The following is a 17,593-nucleotide window of genomic DNA, read 5'->3' as shown; positions in this document are numbered from 1 at the left end:
CGAGGGATTTTTTATCCCCGTAGGGGGACATTAAAGATTATATCATCATAAACAGCATAACCGTTATTCATAAAACGATTAAATACTAGCTCTATCATATCTTCTAAAGAAGTAGTTACTGCTGCATAGGCATTTGCTAAATCAGCACAAGCCTTAATAAAAACATCCCCGATTACTCCATTACTATCATCCACTCTATTCAAAGTCTTGGGATGTAAATCTAAGAAAGCCGTTAATAAATCAACAGCATGATTTGGAAATCTTGGTAATAAATCCCTAGTAATATGTATACGTAATTGATCAATCGTGGTAGCAAAATCACCAGATTCGTAATAATCAATGAATCTACTGGATTTTTTCAAAGATGATATCTCGGCTTTAATCATCGAAACAATCTTCTTGGGATCTTCATCAAGACTTGCTAATATCACATCTAATTGTTTTTGTATTCTGATATTACTGTTATAAAGAGATAAAATCAGGAGTTTCGCACTTAGCAAAATTGTGTATTAGTTAGAAGCCATTTAATGTTGTTCTGAATTGATGTTTTTATAACTTCCCAAGTTTGTTGATATAAAGTAATGTTTTCATTTATCCTCCTTTTGTTCATATCAAGCCAGGCCAATACAGCAAGGCAAATATGATTTCTTTGAGCTCGACCCGTGCGTGCCTGACAGCATTCAATACCACAAGTTTGTTTCAATTCTCGATGATAAACTTCTATAGACCAACGCGCCTTAACAATTTTCTCTATTTGCTCACGTGTAGGATTCTCTAAATTAGTTGTTATGTAATCAATGCGACCATTTTTTGCCACAAACTTAAATACCGTAACCCAACCGTATCCACGTAGGTGAATTTTTAGCCCTTCATCGGGAATCTCTAAAGTTTCCAAGCTAACATTACGATTAACTTTTCTATTTTTTCTTAGGTTGGTAACCCATATCCAACCTAAATTACGTATATGTTTTAAATTATCCAAACCACTATACCAAGCATCCATAACTATAGCATCAGGCTTGATACCTCTTTCTTTAGCTAAAGTAAGCATATCACAAAAATGCTCGTTCTTTGTTTTACCATCAGTTTCTTTATCATATATTCTATAATCTACAGGAGTAGATTGATCAATTTGAGTATTGTAATGCAGTAAGTTTACCATTCCTATACCAGGTATAACATCATGTACAGCCCCAGAATATTGATAATTTACAAGCTCGATCCTCTTACTGTATTGCTTTGACAATAAGGTGTCATCTCCCACTAATAAACAAGGATCTTCCAGATCAATATATTTTGACACTTTGCTATAGATTTCGCTAGGGCGAAAATCCTTACTCTTTAACCATCGACTTGCACTATCGTGCGATAGATCTAATGGACTTACTTCAGATAATGCTTTGCTAGTATATCTTACACTACTTGCTTGTAAGAATGATTTATATAAATCTTTGCTACATTTTGATCTTGTCATTTTTATCTAAAACTATTTTTCTCTAGATTAGCATATTATTTGCTAAGTGCGAAACTCCTGAAAATAATTTCTGCTAATTTCTCTGATCCAATATTAATTAGCTGTTCATTGGTGATCATATAATCATTCTTAGAGTTGTTATTCCTAATCTCTTACTTCGACCTTAGTGAAGTTAGTAGCAAAGGATGCTAAATCTAAAGATAATGATAGTGGACTAATGGTATGGACCTCCTGATATAGAGAATGAAAAGCAGTTGCTAATCTTCTAGGGTTAATATTTAACATATTAAAACAACAATTAAGGAGGTCCATATGGAGGTTACTACAATTGGTATAGATATTGCAAAAAGAATTTTTCAAATTCATGGTGTAGATAAAAATGGCAAGACAGTATTAAAGAAAAAATTGATGAGAGATCAGGTTTTGACATTTATGGCTAATTTACCACAATGTTTAGTAGGGATGGAAGCTTGTGGTGGTTCTAGTTATTGGGCAAGAGAAATAACTAAATTAGGGCATGAAGTAAAACTAATGGCACCGCAATTTGTCAAACCATATGTTAAAACTAATAAAAATGATCAAGCAGATGCTGAAGCGATATGTGAAGCCGTGACAAGACCTAATATGAGATTTGTTGCAATTAAAACTATAGAGCAACAAGAAATTTTATCAATACATAGGGTAAGAGAGAGATTGGTAAAAAATCGTACAGCACTTGCTAATGAAATTAGGGGGCTACTACATGAGTTTGGTTTTATTGTTCCTCAAGGCATTAATAAGGTTATCACAAAATTAATTGAGATTTTAGATGCAGGGAAATTAAGCCAGTTAAGTTATCAAACATTTAGTGAACTAAAAGAAGAATTCTTAGATAATAACAGAAAAATAAAAGAGATAGAAAAACGATTAACAATGATAGCAAGTAACCTAACTCAATATCAACGATTAAGAGCTATACCTGGTCTTGGTTTAATTACTGCTACTGCTTTAATAGCATCAATAGGTAATGCTACAAGTTTTGAGAATGGCAGGCAATTATCGGCATGGCTAGGATTAGTGCCAAGACAACATTCAAGTGGTGGGAAGGATAAGCTGCTGGGAATTAGCAAGCGAGGTGATGTATACTTACGCACTTTATTAATTCAAGGGGCTAGAGCTGTACTAAATGCCAAGATAAGATTTACATCGGAAGAACAGAAATCTAAAAAAGATTTTAGCCAATTTACGAAATGGATGTTTAATTTATCTGAGCGAAGTAGCCATAATAAAACGACAGTTGCCATAGCTAATAAGTTGGCAAGAGTGGTGTTTGCTGTACTAAGATCAGGAGATGATTATGTAGAGAGTAAAGTTTGTAGCTAAAGAGTGTGTAGCATAGCACTTATAAGTAAAATAAATGGTGATTTATATAATGAATAGGTAAAAGCAAAACAATATGTAAGAGATTCCAACCCGAAATATGCTTGAGATAATTAATATTGATGGTAAATAAGACAAACCTTAGCTTACAAAAAAACTGCGTTTTTCAGTGGCTCTTTTAGAAGCCGATGGACTGATAAGTATATAGTTTGTAAGCCAGCGAATTCCATCAGGGCTGTAGAATAAATTAGGTTGATTTATCAGCTATAAGCCGGATACATGACTGCATTTGTTTGTTTTTATTATTGATGTTATTTTTTTCTTGCATTCTACAGGAGGTCCATACATGAAAAATCAAGACAAAAAAATGAGTAGTATGTTTTCCTAATTTTTCGATTATCAGGCAGCAATTTGCTGATAATTTTGCATATAATTCAGATATACATTCATAGGCTTTTTATAACCAATACTTGAATGAAATCTGTGATAATTATATTTATTCAGATAATGATCAATCCCCTCTTTTAACTCTTTAACATTGTTAAAATCATTAATAAAGATACAATTATATTTTAAAGTTCTAAAAAACCTTTCTATTACTATAGCTAACACGACTAGAATTATTCCTTAGAATAATGTAAGATAATGATTTTAACTACGGTAGAGATGAAAGCATACAGTCAGGATTTAAGAGATAGGGTAATCAGTCTTCACAAAACCTCTAAATATAGAATAAAAGCAATATCAGACTTATTAGGTATAGAGCGTCATACGATATCAAATTGGATTAGACGTTATAAAGAAAATGGAGACTACAGCTCAAGACAACATCTGCAAAGTGGACGTGATGCTAGGTTTACTAATAAGGAGAATATAATTGAATTTTTAGCAAATAATCCTGATAGCCGAGCTATAGATATAAGAGATGCAGTAGCGCCCGAGCTGCCAATGAGCACATTTTATGACACGCTTCATAGAATGAAAATTACATATAAAAAAAGAGCCAAAATACAAAGGCAGGGATGAAGAAGCTAGAAAACAATTTGTGGAATATATTAATCAAATAGCATCTGATAAACTTGTGTATTGTGACGAAATGGGGGTAAGTAATAATATAACCATGTTGTACGGATGGTCAGAAAGAGGAACAAGAGCTTACTCAGAAGCAAGCAGGTTTTGCTACTGAGCGAGTAAATATAGTTGCTGGTTATCATAAGGGCACCAAAGAATTAATTGCTCCGTTAGAGCATTCCGGTTATATTGATAAGCAATTATTTAATCAGTGGGTAGGTGAGCTATTATGCCCATCACTAAAACCTGGACAATGTGTAATAATGGATAATGTGAGTATTCATAAGTCACCGTTGGTAAAGGAATTAATAGAAAAGCGGCTCTGTTTCATCAATTGTGTAAATTTCGTGAGCCAATGATGCTCCTCGCAGCAGAGCTACGAGGTATCTAAAAAAGTTTTAGTTGTTTCTTATGATATCACGAAGCAGAGCTTCGGGGAATTAAACCCTGAGAGATTAAATCCTACCATCAAATTTGATCATAAAATGAGCCATAGCTTCATTCCAATTGGGGATAGGCATAGACCATTTTTTGGTAATATAATCAATTGTCAGATATAAAACCTTAAATACTGCGTCATCATTTGGAAAGATGCGTTTATTCTTAGTAACTTTTCTCAATTGGCTATTCAGCGATTCTATCGCATTTGTAGTGTAAATAATCTTACGAATCTCCTTTGGATATTGCAAGAAAATTATCAAATTATCCCAATTATTATACCAAGATTTAGCTATATGCGGATATTGCTTACTCCATTTTTGATCAAATGACTCAAGAGCTAATTCTGCTTCTTTTTCAGTAGCAGAAGTATAGATTAGTTTCAAATCCGCTGCTAATTGCTTTCTATCTTTATATGATACATATTTGAGGCTATTCCTGATCTGATGGACAATACAAATTTGATGTTCAGTTTTCGGGTATACTGATGCAATAGCATCAGACATACCAGTTAGATTATCACTACAAGCAATTAAGATATCTTTTACTCCTCTATTTTTCATCTCAGTAAAATTACCAAGCCAAAATTTAGCTCCTTCATTCTCACTTATCCATAAGCCTAAAATATCCTTTCTGCCAGATAAATCTATTCCTAAAGCTACATATACTGATTTATTAATAATAAGTTTATCTTGTCTTACTTTCACTACTAAACAGTCAAAATATACTATAGGGTTACTGATTCAAGAGGTCTACTCTGCCAAATCTTGACCGATAGTGGACTAATGGTATGGACCTCCTGATATAGAGAATGAAAAGCAGTTGCTAATCTTCTAGGGTTAATATTTAACATATTAAAACAACAATTAAGGAGGTCCATATGGAGGTTACTACAATTGGTATAGATATTGCAAAAAGAATTTTTCAAATTCATGGTGTAGATAAAAATGGCAAGACAGTATTAAAGAAAAAATTGATGAGAGATCAGGTTTTGACATTTATGGCTAATTTACCACAATGTTTAGTAGGGATGGAAGCTTGTGGTGGTTCTAGTTATTGGGCAAGAGAAATAACTAAATTAGGGCATGAAGTAAAACTAATGGCACCGCAATTTGTCAAACCATATGTTAAAACTAATAAAAATGATCAAGCAGATGCTGAAGCGATATGTGAAGCCGTGACAAGACCTAATATGAGATTTGTTGCAATTAAAACTATAGAGCAACAAGAAATTTTATCAATACATAGGGTAAGAGAGAGATTGGTAAAAAATCGTACAGCACTTGCTAATGAAATTAGGGGGCTACTACATGAGTTTGGTTTTATTGTTCCTCAAGGCATTAATAAGGTTATCACAAAATTAATTGAGATTTTAGATGCAGGGAAATTAAGCCAGTTAAGTTATCAAACATTTAGTGAACTAAAAGAAGAATTCTTAGATAATAACAGAAAAATAAAAGAGATAGAAAAACGAATGATGCTCCTCGCAGCAGAACTACGAGGTATCTAAAAAAGTTTTAGTTGTTTCTTATGATATCACGAAGCAGAGCTTCGGGGAATTAAACCCTGAGAGATTAACAATGATAGCAAGTAACCTAACTCAATATCAACGATTAAGAGCTATACCTGGTCTTGGTTTAATTACTGCTACTGCTTTAATAGCATCAATAGGTAATGCTACAAGTTTTGAGAATGGCAGGCAATTATCGGCATGGCTAGGATTAGTGCCAAGACAACATTCAAGTGGTGGGAAGGATAAGCTGCTGGGAATTAGCAAGCGAGGTGATGTATACTTACGCACTTTATTAATTCAAGGGGCTAGAGCTGTACTAAATGCCAAGATAAGATTTACATCGGAAGAACAGAAATCTAAAAAAGATTTTAGCCAATTTACGAAATGGATGTTTAATTTATCTGAGCGAAGTAGCCATAATAAAACGACAGTTGCCATAGCTAATAAGTTGGCAAGAGTGGTGTTTGCTGTACTAAGATCAGGAGATGATTATGTAGAGAGTAAAGTTTGTAGCTAAAGAGTGTGTAGCATAGCACTTATAAGTAAAATAAATGGTGATTTATATAATGAATAGGTAAAAGCAAAACAATATGTAAGAGATTCCAACCCGAAATATGCTTGAGATAATTAATATTGATGGTAAATAAGACAAACCTTAGCTTACAAAAAAACTGCGTTTTTCAGTGGCTCTTTTAGAAGCCGATGGACTGATAAATATATAGTTTGTAAGCCAGCGAATTCCATCAGGGCTGTAGAATAAATTAGGTTGATTTATCAGCTATAAGCCGGATACATGACTGCATTTGTTTGTTTTTATTATTGATGTTATTTTTTTCTTGCATTCTACAGGAGGTCCATACATGAAAAATCAAGACAAAAAAATGAGTAGTATGTTTTCCTAATTTTTCGATTATCAGGCAGCAATTTGCTGATAATTTTGCATATAATTCAGATATACATTCATAGGCTTTTTATAACCAATACTTGAATGAAATCTGTGATAATTATATTTATTCAGATAATGATCAATGGCTTTGTTGCATAAATAAGCTTTTGAATATACTGCCCCTAACCCCGCAATGCTAGCCTAGCCAACAGGCACAGAGATAGGTTTACCAATTTCAAACATTTTGTTTAATAAGTGGCATTTAATAGACATTTCTTTTGTCATATTTTGATCATGTCTTGATAGAAACTTACTACCAAAAGAAGTTTTAAATCGAAAGAACGTGTTCTCTACACGCTCCCTTCTACCATAATTATTCTTTACCCTCCATGCTTGGTATCCTTTGTTTTGTTGATATATAACAGCTGCATCTCTCTCAGTTTTATCCCTAAGCGATTGAACTTTTACTGAAGAGTTTGGGGGTCTAATAACTGGTTTTATCTTCTTCTTTCTCAACAATTGATATGTAGATTCACCGTCATACCCTCGATCTCCCAGAAAATCCTTGGCTCTGACATTAGCTATTAGTAGTCCAATCTGTGATCTATCATCTATAGTATGCTCTGTGGTACTATCGGCAAGTATCATACCTTGATCTTCTATAACGATATGTAGCTTTTTCCATATGCGACGCTTATATTGCTTACCATGCTTATTTTCTAGCCATTCGTTCCCTGTGTAGGCTTGTATCCCTGTACTATCCATTGAAATACAACTAAATTCTTTATCTTGATTTCCATGTAAATACCTAAGATCTAATGACTTCATACGCTTACTTAATGTTGTATAGTCTGGACATCTAATAGATAAACCCGATATTTCAAAGAGCCAGTTTATAAAGCCTTGGGTTTGGCGTAACTTAAGACCGAATAAGCATCTGATCTTCAAACACTGTAATATAGCGTGATCACTATAGCGTCTAGGTCTTCCTCGTTTCATTTCCTCTCTGTAATCAGCATACCAGCCAATCGCCAAATCACTGGCAATCATAAAATCTATGCGACCCCTATTGCGTAAAAAATTATTATATTCTGACCAATTCGTTATTTTATATTTAGAATACTTGCGTGATTTACTAAAAGGGGCTTTCTTCCGAGATCTCATATAATCTGGATTATTTTTTAATTCAGGACATCTTACCAGATTATCACCACTCTTGCTCTACAAATTTTATTTATGCAACAAAGCCAAGCGGCTTGCAAGCTCTAACGCTTGTTGACCTGACAGAGTACGTAGCATCGAGTCTTTAGAAGATAGCGAGTTTAGCCTGCTACTAGTAGCTGCATATTGATCCGACAAACTACTCTGCAATAAGTCTGAAGCTCTAAAGTTTGTGCTTAATGTATCAACGCTTTCAGTAATAAACTGTCTGCCATCATCAGATGTAGTTACTCTCATACCACCATCATCAATAATACCATCACCCATCATTAAAGATGGTGCTAGATTCTGCTGCGATATAGTTCTATTACCGATACTTACATTATCCATACTTAAGTTATTATCAGCAATTCCAGCAGCAACGCTACTTGCAACAGAAAGCGGCGAGAACTGACCTGCAAGAATAGACATACCGTGTGAACATGCTTTAAATAAAGCCCAAGATAAAGGAGGTACTAAACATCCAAGCATCTGATACGTCGCGTAAGTATTTAATGCATATTCTGAATATGAGCCTTGTGATAGGATGCTCATGCCATTACCACCAAATATACTTACCTTGCCAGATAATGATAACATACCTAAACAATGCACTAACGAGTAGAATATTGGCCATGATGAGACCCATATTGTAAAGTTACACCAAAACTGAAAGAACTTAAAACCTCCAACAAGGCAAGTTAGTGGCAGCACCACTACCATACAGCTAATTATTAGCGAAAATGCGACCGATTGCATTATGCTTAAGAAATCCTCTGCCATCTTACCGCCCACTAAATAGGAAAAAGATTGCTGGAACATTCCTCTTGTAGCATGCATGCTAATTAATTCTGGATATAGCCTATTCATAGATAGTTTTTCACGCCAATCATCAAGTGCTTCTCTATTAGCATTTAAAAGCATGGCTTGTTGCATCCATTCATTTAAATCTTGTTGATCAGCTCTTAAAAAGCTTAAAGTATCAGAAGTAATAGCTTTTAAACGCTCTGCTATATGAGTATTATTTTGCATGCCAATTGCAACGCCGAATTTGCCAATTAATCCATCATTGGTCTCAAGAGCAATACTTGCCTTAAATGATGCTCCTCGCAGCAGAGCTACGAGGTATCTAAAAAAGTTTTAGTTGTTTCTTATGATATCACGAAGCAGAGCTTCGGGGAATTAAACCCTGAGAGATTAATTAATCTCTCAACCTGAATTCTGGATTAATCTAGGTTTGGAAGTAAGTATTTACAAGGGATAGAAGATACTCTATATAATTTTTAGCAAAAAAACAAGAGTATCCCCATGAAGAAAGATATTACTGCATTATTTTGTTTTGTCGATGATTTTTGTAAAATTAGCGAGCAGTGGATTAATCTCTCATAACTCAACATTAATCTCCTTTAAACCCTTTATCGGAAAGTTCTATAATTAATTAAGCCAGATATAATCAATTTTTAATCTCTCAGGGTTTAATTCCCCGAAGCTCTGCTTCGTGATATCATAAGAAACAACTAAAACTTTTTTAGATACCTCGTAGCTCTGCTGCGAGGAGCATCATTTAAATATAGATATATCATGGCTCATTTAACGATAGATGAAAGATTTAAAATATACGAAATGAATAAGAGTGGTTATAGCTCGCGATATATAGGGACAAAGATTGGCCGTGATAAAAGCACTATATGTTATGAACTCAAGAGAATGAGGCATAATTATAGACCAGATAGGGCTAACACACTTGCTTGCAGTTTAAGGCAAGGTAAGAGAAAAAGAAAATTAGATATTGATAATAATTTACGAGCAGAAATAATAAAGCAGTTAACACAGGGTATTTCACCAGATATAATTTCAGGTAGACGTAAACTATCACGAGATACTGTCAATATTTCTACAGAGAGTATATACCAGTTTATTTATACATCTCCTATAGCACAAAGGCAAAAATTATATTTATCTTTAGCAAGAAAAAGGAAAAATAGGTTGCATCATGGTACAAGAATCAGAAACAAAAGAATTACAATACCAAATCGAGTTTCCATTACTGAAAGACCAGAGATAAATAGAAAGATAGCAGCAATAGGTCATTTAGAAGGTGATTTAACTTTTAACAAAGGTAATCAAAGTCGTAATATAGGCGCTCTTGTGGATATCAGAACACAAAAAGTGTTTCTCACAGGAGTTTCGCACTTAGCAAATAATATGCTAATCTAGAGAAAAATAGTTTTAGATAAAAATGACAAGATCAAAATGTAGCAAAGATTTATATAAATCATTCTTACAAGCAAGTAGTGTAAGATATACTAGCAAAGCATTATCTGAAGTAAGTCCATTAGATCTATCGCACGATAGTGCAAGTCGATGGTTAAAGAGTAAGGATTTTCGCCCTAGCGAAATCTATAGCAAAGTGTCAAAATATATTGATCTGGAAGATCCTTGTTTATTAGTGGGAGATGACACCTTATTGTCAAAGCAATACAGTAAGAGGATCGAGCTTGTAAATTATCAATATTCTGGGGCTGTACATGATGTTATACCTGGTATAGGAATGGTAAACTTACTGCATTACAATACTCAAATTGATCAATCTACTCCTGTAGATTATAGAATATATGATAAAGAAACTGATGGTAAAACAAAGAACAAGCATTTTTGTGATATGCTTACTTTAGCTAAAGAAAGAGGTATCAAGCCTGATGCTATAGTTATGGATGCTTGGTATAGTGGTTTGGATAATTTAAAACATATACGTAATTTAGGTTGGATATGGGTTACCAACCTAAGAAAAAATAGAAAAGTTAATCGTAATGTTAGCTTGGAAACTTTAGAGATTCCCGATGAAGGGCTAAAAATTCACCTACGTGGATACGGTTGGGTTACGGTATTTAAGTTTGTGGCAAAAAATGGTCGCATTGATTACATAACAACTAATTTAGAGAATCCTACACGTGAGCAAATAGAGAAAATTGTTAAGGCGCGTTGGTCTATAGAAGTTTATCATCGAGAATTGAAACAAACTTGTGGTATTGAATGCTGTCAGGCACGCACGGGTCGAGCTCAAAGAAATCATATTTGCCTTGCTGTATTGGCCTGGCTTGATATGAACAAAAGGAGGATAAATGAAAACATTACTTTATATCAACAAACTTGGGAAGTTATAAAAACATCAATTCAGAACAACATTAAATGGCTTCTAACTAATACACAATTTTGCTAAGTGCGAAACTCCTGTCTCACTTTAAACCGTTCAAAAAGAACACAAGATGTGATTGGTAACATGAATAAAAAACTTAAACAATTGTCGCATATAATCAAAAGCATAACGTTAGATAATGGCAAAGAATTTACCAATCATGAACAACTATTGCCAAAATCTGAACGAAAAGTATATTTTTGCAATCCTTATTCTCCATGGCAAAAACCATTGATAGAGAAGATTAACTCAATGGTGCACAGAGTATACTCTAAATCTTTAGATATAAAAAAATTAACAATAAAGCAATTACAAGAAATTGAGGATTTTTTAAATAATTTACCAAGAAAAGTGCTCGGTTATAAAACACCCAATGAGGTATGGGAAGAAAATATAAATCTGGCTTAATTAATACTGGAGGCTCTGTCTCATCAATTGTGTAAATTTCGTGAACCATTAAATTCTACCATCAAATTTGATCATAAAATGAGCCATAGCTTCATTCCAATTGGGGATAGGCATAGACCATTTTTTGGTAATATAATCAATTGTCAGATATAAAACTTTAAATACTGCGTCATCATTTGGAAAGATGCGTTTATTCTTAGTAACTTTTCTCAATTGGCTATTCAGCGATTCTATCGCATTTGTAGTGTAAATAATCTTACGAATCTCCTTTGGATATTGCAAGAAAATTATCAAATTATCCCAATTATTATACCAAGATTTAGCTATATGCGGATATTGCTTACTCCATTTTTGATCAAATGACTCAAGAGCTAATTCTGCTTCTTTTTCAGTAGCAGAAGTATAGATTAGTTTCAAATCCGCTGCTAATTGCTTTCTATCTTTATATGATACATATTTGAGGCTATTCCTGATCTGATGGACAATACAAATTTGATGTTCAGTTTTCGGATATACTGATGCAATAGCATCAGACATACCAGTTAGATTATCACTACAAGCAATTAAGATATCTTTTACTCCTCGATTCTTCATTTCAGTAAAATTACCAAGCCAAAATTTAGCTCCTTCATTCTCACTTATCCATAAGCCTAAAATATCCTTTCTGCCAGATAAATCTATTCCTAAAGCTACATATACTGATTTATTAATAATAAGTTTATCTTGTCTTACTTTCACTACTAAACAGTCAAAATATACTATAGGGTATACTGATTCAAGAGGTCTACTCTGCCAAATCTTGACCTCATCTATTACTTCATCTGTAATCCTGCTGATTAGGCTCTCACTGATCTCAGCTCCATATAATTCTTGCAATTGTGTTTTAATATCAGACACACTCATACCCTTCGCATATAAGGATATTATCTTTTGGTCTAAGCCATCTATTCTTGTTTGTTTCTTTGAGACTATTATAGGTTCAAATTTACCTTGTCTGTCTCTTGGAACATTTATCTCTATAGTACCATTCTCACTAATCAGATTCTTACTAAAACTACCATTCCTCGCATTCTCAGTTTCAGCTCTATCATACTTGCTATAACCTAAATGTTCTGACATCTCAGCATGCAGTGCTCGCTCTAAAATACCCTTGGTTAATTCCTTAATTAATCCATTCTGACTTAGTACTGTTTTTAAATCTACTCCGCCTTCTATCAGCAAATCTATTGCTTCATTTATTTTTTTATTCTTCTCTATTTGCATTTCTGTTACCTATATTTTTAATTACTTCTAATATAGGCTCAACAAAAATTTACACAATCATTGCAAAAGACTCATACTGGAATTTACCACTATCCCCGTTTTTTCTGAAGCACTGAAAATTTTTACTTTATTTTTCTTCATCTTTCCTCTTAAGTTTATTGCTATTTATTCTAACTTATTGCGGAAACACACTCCTTCATTTTTTTGTCCAATTTTTTCATGTATGGACCTCCTGTAGAATGCAAGAAAAAAATAACATCAATAATAAAAACAAACAAATGCAGTCATGTATCCGGCTTATAGCTGATAAATCAACCTAATTTATTCTACAGCCCTGATGGAATTCGCTGGCTTACAAACTATATACTTATCAGTCCATCGGCTTCTAAAAGAGCCACTGAAAAACGCAGTTTTTTTGTAAGCTAAGGTTTGTCTTATTTACCATCAATATTAATTATCTCAAGCATATTTCGGGTTGGAATCTCTTACATATTGTTTTGCTTTTACCTATTCATTATATAAATCACCATTTATTTTACTTATAAGTGCTATGCTACACACTCTTTAGCTACAAACTTTACTCTCTACATAATCATCTCCTGATCTTAGTACAGCAAACACCACTCTTGCCAACTTATTAGCTATGGCAACTGTCGTTTTATTATGGCTACTTCGCTCAGATAAATTAAACATCCATTTCGTAAATTGGCTAAAATCTTTTTTAGATTTCTGTTCTTCCGATGTAAATCTTATCTTGGCATTTAGTACAGCTCTAGCCCCTTGAATTAATAAAGTGCGTAAGTATACCAGGAGTTTCGCACTTAGCAAAAAGTATGTTAATCTAGAGAAAAATAGTTTTAGATAAAAATAACAAGAACAAAATGTAGCAAGGACTTATATAAATCATTTTTACAAGCAAGTAGTGTCAGATATACTAGCAAGGCATTATCTGAAGTGAGTCCAGTAGATCTATCTCACGATAGTGCAAGTCGATGGTTAAAGAGTAAGGATTTTCGTCCTAGCGAAATCTATAAGGAAGTGTCAAAATATATAGATTGGGAAGCACCGTGTTTATTAGTGGGGGATGACACCTTATTATCAAAGCAATACAGTCAGAAGATTGAGCTTGTACGTTATCAATATTCTGGAGCTGTACATGATGTTATACCTGGTATAGGAATGGTAAACTTACTACATTACAATACTAAAATTGCTCAATCTACTCCCGTAGATTATAGAATATATGATAAAGACACTGATGGTAAAACAAAGAATGAGCATTTTTGTGATATGCTTACTTTAGCTAAAGAAAGAGGTCTCAATCCTGATGCCATAGTCATGGATGCTTGGTATAGCGGGTTGGAGGATTTAAAACATATACGTAATTTAGGCTGGCTATGGGTTACCACCCTAAGGAAAAATAGAAAAGTTAATCATAATGTTAGCTTGGAAAGTTTAGAGATACCCGATGAGGGGCTAAAAATTCACCTACGTGGATACGGTTGGGTTACGGTATTTAAGTTTGTGGCAAAGAATGGTCGCATTGATTACATAACAACGAACTTGGAAAATCCCACACGTGAGCAAATAGAGAAAATTGTTAAGGCACGTTGGTCTATAGAGGTTTATCATCGAGAATTAAAACAAACTTGTGGTATTGAACGCTGTCAGGCACGCACGGGCCGAGCTCAAAGAAATCATATTTGCCTTGCAGTATTTGCCTGGCTTGATATGAATAAAAGGAGGATAAATGAAAACATTACTTTATATCAACAAACTTGGGAAGTTATAAAAACGAGTCTTTTGCAATGATTGTGTAAATTTTTGTTGAGCCTATATTAGAAGTAATTAAAAATATAGGTAACAGAAATGCAAATAGAGAAGAATAAAAAAATAAATGAAGCAATAGATTTGCTGATAGAAGGTGGAGTAGATTTAAAAACAGTACTAAGTCAGAATGGATTAATTAAGGAATTAACCAAGGGTATTTTAGAGCGAGCACTGCATGCTGAGATGTCAGAACATTTAGGTTATAGCAAGTATGATAGAGCTGAAACTGAGAATGCGAGGAATGGTAGTTTTAGTAAGAATCTGATTAGTGAGAATGGTACTATAGAGCTAAATGTTCCAAGAGACAGACAAGGTAAATTTGAACCTATAATAGTCTCAAAGAAACAAACAAGAATAGATGGCTTAGACCAAAAGATAATATCCTTATATGCGAAGGGTATGAGTGTGTCTGATATTAAAACACAATTGCAAGAATTATATGGAGCTGAGATCAGTGAGAGCCTAATCAGCAGGATTACAGATGAAGTAATAGATGAGGTCAAGATTTGGCAGAGTAGACCTCTTGAATCAGTATACCCTATAGTATATTTTGACTGTTTAGTAGTGAAAGTAAGACAAGATAAACTTATTATTAATAAATCAGTATATGTAGCTTTAGGAATAGATTTATCTGGCAGAAAGGATATTTTAGGCTTATGGATAAGTGAGAATGAAGGAGCTAAATTTTGGCTCGGTAATTTTACTGAAATGAAGAATCGAGGAGTAAAAGATATCTTAATTGCTTGTAGTGATAATCTAACTGGTATGTCTGATGCTATTGCATCAGTATATCCGAAAACTGAACATCAAATTTGTATTGTCCATCAGATCAGGAATAGCCTCAAATATGTATCATATAAAGATAGAAAGCAATTAGCAGCGGATTTGAAACTAATCTATACTTCTGCTACTGAAAAAGAAGCAGAATTAGCTCTTGAGTCATTTGATCAAAAATGGAGTAAGCAATATCCGCATATAGCTAAATCTTGGTATAATAATTGGGATAATTTGATAATTTTCTTGCAATATCCAAAGGAGATTCGTAAGATTATTTACACTACAAATGCGATAGAATCGCTGAATAGCCAATTGAGAAAAGTTACTAAGAATAAACGCATCTTTCCAAATGATGACGCAGTATTTAAGGTTTTATATCTGACAATTGATTATATTACCAAAAAATGGTCTATGCCTATCCCCAATTGGAATGAAGCTATGGCTCATTTTATGATCAAATTTGATGGTAGAATTTAATGGTTCACGAAATTTACACAATTGATGAGACAGAGCCATAAAAACATCAATTCAAAACAATATCAGATGGCTTTTAACTGATTCGCAACTTTGCTAAGTGCGAAACTCCTGTATACATCACCTCGCTTGCTAATTCCCAGCAGCTTATCCTTCCCACCACTTGAATGTTGTCTTGGCACTAATCCTAGCCATGCCGATAATTGCCTGCCATTCTCAAAACTTGTAGCATTACCTATTGATGCTATTAAAGCAGTAGCAGTAATTAAACCAAGACCAGGTATAGCTCTTAATCGTTGATATTGAGTTAGGTTACTTGCTATCATTGTTAATCGTTTTTCTATCTCTTTTATTTTTCTGTTATTATCTAAGAATTCTTCTTTTAGTTCACTAAATGTTTGATAACTTAACTGGCTTAATTTCCCTGCATCTAAAATCTCAATTAATTTTGTGATAACCTTATTAATGCCTTGAGGAACAATAAAACCAAACTCATGTAGTAGCCCCCTAATTTCATTAGCAAGTGCTGTACGATTTTTTACCAATCTCTCTCTTACCCTATGTATTGATAAAATTTCTTGTTGCTCTATAGTTTTAATTGCAACAAATCTCATATTAGGTCTTGTCACGGCTTCACATATCGCTTCAGCATCTGCTTGATCATTTTTATTAGTTTTAACATATGGTTTGACAAATTGCGGTGCCATTAGTTTTACTTCATGCCCTAATTTAGTTATTTCTCTTGCCCAATAACTAGAACCACCACAAGCTTCCATCCCTACTAAACATTGTGGTAAATTAGCCATAAATGTCAAAACCTGATCTCTCATCAATTTTTTCTTTAATACTGTCTTGCCATTTTTATCTACACCATGAATTTGAAAAATTCTTTTTGCAATATCTATACCAATTGTAGTAACCTCCATATGGACCTCCTTAATTGTTGTTTTAATATGTTAAATATTAACCCTAGAAGATTAGCAACTGCTTTTCATTCTCTATATCAGGAGGTCCATACCATTAGTCCATTATAATCAAGAACTAGATGATTATTTGTGTAAAATTTGTGAGCACATAGAAGATCGTTATGAAATTAGATTTTTAGAAATAGGAGTAGATAAAGATCACGTACATTTTTTATTACAGTCAATACCAATGTATAGCCCAACAAAAATAACTCAAATCATAAAAAGTATTACTTCTAAGAAAATGTTTGAGAAATATCCAAATCTTAAAGAAAAATTATGGGGAAGTGAGTTTTGGAGTAAAGGATATTTTATGAGCACAGTAGGTAGTCCCTCCGCCAAAACTCTAAAAAATATCACTTGTGTCACTAATTTCCAAAAATAGTGCGATTTTAGAGCAAATTACTCTAATTTTGAGGGCTGATTTTAAATTTTTGTATTAAAAACCACACTATTTCCCAAAATGCATTCATTTTTTTATTGTCATTTTTTTGTATTTCCATAAGCTTTTGATATAAAACCTTTCATTTTCTTATGGATTTTACTATGCATTTTTGCCTTAAAACCCTATTGCCTATAAGGCTTTTAGAGTTTTGGCGGACGGACTAGGTAAACATGGTGATGAGCAGAAATTACGTAATTATGTACAGAATCAAGGTTCAGGCAAACCTTCTTATAAAGCATTTCAACAAAAACAGTTAAAGCTTTTTGGATAGATACCTCGTAGCTCTGCTGCGAG

General features: G+C 33.5%; 14 protein-coding genes and 6 pseudogenes. 11 read left to right on the top strand and 9 right to left on the bottom strand.

Going from position 1 to position 17,593, the window contains the following annotated elements; translation table 11 throughout:
* Positions 1-11: 11 nt before the first annotated feature.
* Both AAHI98_RS00995 and AAHI98_RS00990 read right to left on the bottom strand, forming a co-directional pair.
* The gene (locus tag AAHI98_RS00995; RefSeq protein ID WP_342224763.1) at positions 12-500 is read right to left on the bottom strand and encodes a DUF6880 family protein; all 489 of its coding nucleotides are present in this window, start codon (positions 498-500) and stop codon (positions 12-14) included.
* A complete protein-coding gene (locus AAHI98_RS00990) occupies positions 494-1,474 on the bottom strand; it encodes an IS701 family transposase (RefSeq protein ID WP_342224656.1) in 981 nt (326 codons plus the stop codon). The genes AAHI98_RS00995 and AAHI98_RS00990 overlap by 7 nt, the downstream gene beginning before the upstream one ends.
* 312 nt (positions 1,475-1,786) lie before the next feature.
* Between AAHI98_RS00990 and AAHI98_RS00985 the strand changes: the two genes are divergently transcribed.
* Positions 1,787-2,836 (top strand): IS110 family RNA-guided transposase, encoded by a 1,050-nt coding sequence (locus AAHI98_RS00985; RefSeq protein WP_342224642.1) that lies wholly within the window; start codon positions 1,787-1,789, stop codon positions 2,834-2,836.
* A gap of 396 nt (positions 2,837-3,232) precedes the next feature.
* Here AAHI98_RS00985 and AAHI98_RS18040 read toward each other — a convergent pair whose 3' ends face one another.
* Positions 3,233-3,445, bottom strand: a complete 213-nt coding sequence (locus AAHI98_RS18040) for an integrase core domain-containing protein (protein WP_410526182.1) — start codon at positions 3,443-3,445, stop codon at positions 3,233-3,235.
* Positions 3,446-3,478: 33 nt separating this feature from the next.
* Here AAHI98_RS18040 and AAHI98_RS00980 point away from each other — a divergent pair, with 33 nt between their 5' ends.
* Positions 3,479-3,859 carry an IS630 transposase-related protein gene (locus AAHI98_RS00980; protein ID WP_342224696.1) on the top strand — a complete coding sequence of 127 codons (381 nt, stop codon included), beginning with the start codon at positions 3,479-3,481 and terminating at the stop codon, positions 3,857-3,859.
* Positions 3,860-3,978: 119 nt separating this feature from the next.
* Positions 3,979-4,263, top strand: a pseudogene (locus tag AAHI98_RS18035) (transposase); the annotation flags it as partial.
* Positions 4,264-4,359: 96 nt separating this feature from the next.
* Here the strand turns inward: AAHI98_RS18035 and AAHI98_RS00975 are convergent.
* A pseudogene (locus AAHI98_RS00975) lies at positions 4,360-5,114 on the bottom strand (IS256 family transposase); the annotation flags it as partial.
* Positions 5,115-5,222: 108 nt separating this feature from the next.
* On the opposite strand from AAHI98_RS00975, the pseudogene AAHI98_RS00970 reads away from it, so the two are divergent.
* Positions 5,223-6,372 (top strand): annotated as a pseudogene (locus AAHI98_RS00970) (IS110 family RNA-guided transposase).
* Positions 6,373-6,942: 570 nt separating this feature from the next.
* Here AAHI98_RS00970 and AAHI98_RS00965 read toward each other — a convergent pair.
* Positions 6,943-7,905 carry an IS5 family transposase gene (locus tag AAHI98_RS00965; protein ID WP_342224734.1) on the bottom strand — a complete coding sequence of 321 codons (963 nt, stop codon included), beginning with the start codon at positions 7,903-7,905 and terminating at the stop codon, positions 6,943-6,945.
* Between the two features lie 66 nt (positions 7,906-7,971).
* Positions 7,972-8,973, bottom strand: a complete 1,002-nt coding sequence (locus AAHI98_RS00960; protein ID WP_342224762.1) for a conjugal transfer protein TraG N-terminal domain-containing protein — start codon at positions 8,971-8,973, stop codon at positions 7,972-7,974.
* Between the two features lie 549 nt (positions 8,974-9,522).
* Between AAHI98_RS00960 and AAHI98_RS00955 the strand changes: the two are divergent.
* The 3 genes and pseudogenes from AAHI98_RS00955 to AAHI98_RS00945 all read left to right on the top strand — a co-directional run.
* A pseudogene (locus tag AAHI98_RS00955) lies at positions 9,523-10,122 on the top strand (IS30 family transposase); the annotation flags it as partial.
* 58 nt (positions 10,123-10,180) lie between these two features.
* Positions 10,181-11,161: an IS701 family transposase gene (locus AAHI98_RS00950; protein ID WP_342224760.1), complete on the top strand. Its 981-nt coding sequence runs from the start codon at positions 10,181-10,183 to the stop codon at positions 11,159-11,161.
* Between the two features lie 15 nt (positions 11,162-11,176).
* Positions 11,177-11,545 (top strand): annotated as a pseudogene (locus tag AAHI98_RS00945) (IS30 family transposase); the annotation flags it as partial.
* 48 nt (positions 11,546-11,593) lie between these two features.
* Here AAHI98_RS00945 and AAHI98_RS00940 read toward each other — a convergent pair.
* Both AAHI98_RS00940 and AAHI98_RS00935 read right to left on the bottom strand, forming a co-directional pair.
* On the bottom strand, positions 11,594-12,808 hold the full coding sequence (locus AAHI98_RS00940) for an IS256 family transposase (protein ID WP_342224684.1): 1,215 nt from the start codon (positions 12,806-12,808) through the stop codon (positions 11,594-11,596).
* Between the two features lie 564 nt (positions 12,809-13,372).
* Positions 13,373-13,636, bottom strand: coding sequence for a hypothetical protein (locus tag AAHI98_RS00935; protein ID WP_342224758.1), 264 nt, complete (start codon positions 13,634-13,636; stop codon positions 13,373-13,375).
* 39 nt (positions 13,637-13,675) lie between these two features.
* Here AAHI98_RS00935 and AAHI98_RS00930 point away from each other — a divergent pair, with 39 nt between their 5' ends.
* Entirely contained in the window at positions 13,676-14,620 is a 945-nt protein-coding gene (locus AAHI98_RS00930) for an IS701 family transposase (RefSeq protein ID WP_458693688.1), read from the top strand.
* 57 nt (positions 14,621-14,677) lie between these two features.
* A complete protein-coding gene (locus AAHI98_RS00925; protein ID WP_342224662.1) occupies positions 14,678-15,892 on the top strand; it encodes an IS256 family transposase in 1,215 nt (404 codons plus the stop codon).
* A gap of 110 nt (positions 15,893-16,002) precedes the next feature.
* On the opposite strand, the pseudogene AAHI98_RS00920 reads toward AAHI98_RS00925, so the two are convergent.
* A pseudogene (locus AAHI98_RS00920) lies at positions 16,003-16,815 on the bottom strand (IS110 family RNA-guided transposase); the annotation flags it as partial.
* Between the two features lie 58 nt (positions 16,816-16,873).
* Here AAHI98_RS00920 and tnpA point away from each other — a divergent pair.
* Both tnpA and AAHI98_RS00910 read left to right on the top strand, forming a co-directional pair.
* A complete protein-coding gene (tnpA, locus tag AAHI98_RS00915) occupies positions 16,874-17,239 on the top strand; it encodes an IS200/IS605 family transposase (RefSeq protein ID WP_342224807.1) in 366 nt (121 codons plus the stop codon).
* Positions 17,240-17,447: 208 nt separating this feature from the next.
* Positions 17,448-17,570: a hypothetical protein gene (locus AAHI98_RS00910; protein ID WP_342224755.1), complete on the top strand. Its 123-nt coding sequence runs from the start codon at positions 17,448-17,450 to the stop codon at positions 17,568-17,570.
* Positions 17,571-17,593: the final 23 nt, after the last annotated feature.

Origin of the sequence: Rickettsia endosymbiont of Urophora cardui (genome assembly GCF_964030725.1) — a bacterium.
Classification (GTDB): Bacteria; Pseudomonadota; Alphaproteobacteria; order Rickettsiales; family Rickettsiaceae; genus Rickettsia.
This window is presented reverse-complemented; position numbering and strand designations above follow the sequence as displayed.

What these genes read in the sequence shown, in the direction of transcription:
- AAHI98_RS00925 (WP_342224662.1), top strand. Translation starts at nt 14,678, where the DNA reads ATGCAAATAGAGAAGAATAAAAAAATAAATGAAGCAATAGATTTGCTG.
- AAHI98_RS00965 (WP_342224734.1), bottom strand. Translation starts at nt 7,905, where the DNA reads ATGAGATCTCGGAAGAAAGCCCCTTTTAGTAAATCACGCAAGTATTCT.
- AAHI98_RS00950 (WP_342224760.1), top strand. Translation starts at nt 10,181, where the DNA reads ATGACAAGATCAAAATGTAGCAAAGATTTATATAAATCATTCTTACAA.
- AAHI98_RS00980 (WP_342224696.1), top strand. Translation starts at nt 3,479, where the DNA reads ATGATTTTAACTACGGTAGAGATGAAAGCATACAGTCAGGATTTAAGA.
- AAHI98_RS00940 (WP_342224684.1), bottom strand. Translation starts at nt 12,808, where the DNA reads ATGCAAATAGAGAAGAATAAAAAAATAAATGAAGCAATAGATTTGCTG.
- AAHI98_RS00985 (WP_342224642.1), top strand. Translation starts at nt 1,787, where the DNA reads ATGGAGGTTACTACAATTGGTATAGATATTGCAAAAAGAATTTTTCAA.
- AAHI98_RS00990 (WP_342224656.1), bottom strand. Translation starts at nt 1,474, where the DNA reads ATGACAAGATCAAAATGTAGCAAAGATTTATATAAATCATTCTTACAA.
- AAHI98_RS00960 (WP_342224762.1), bottom strand. Translation starts at nt 8,973, where the DNA reads ATGCAAAATAATACTCATATAGCAGAGCGTTTAAAAGCTATTACTTCT.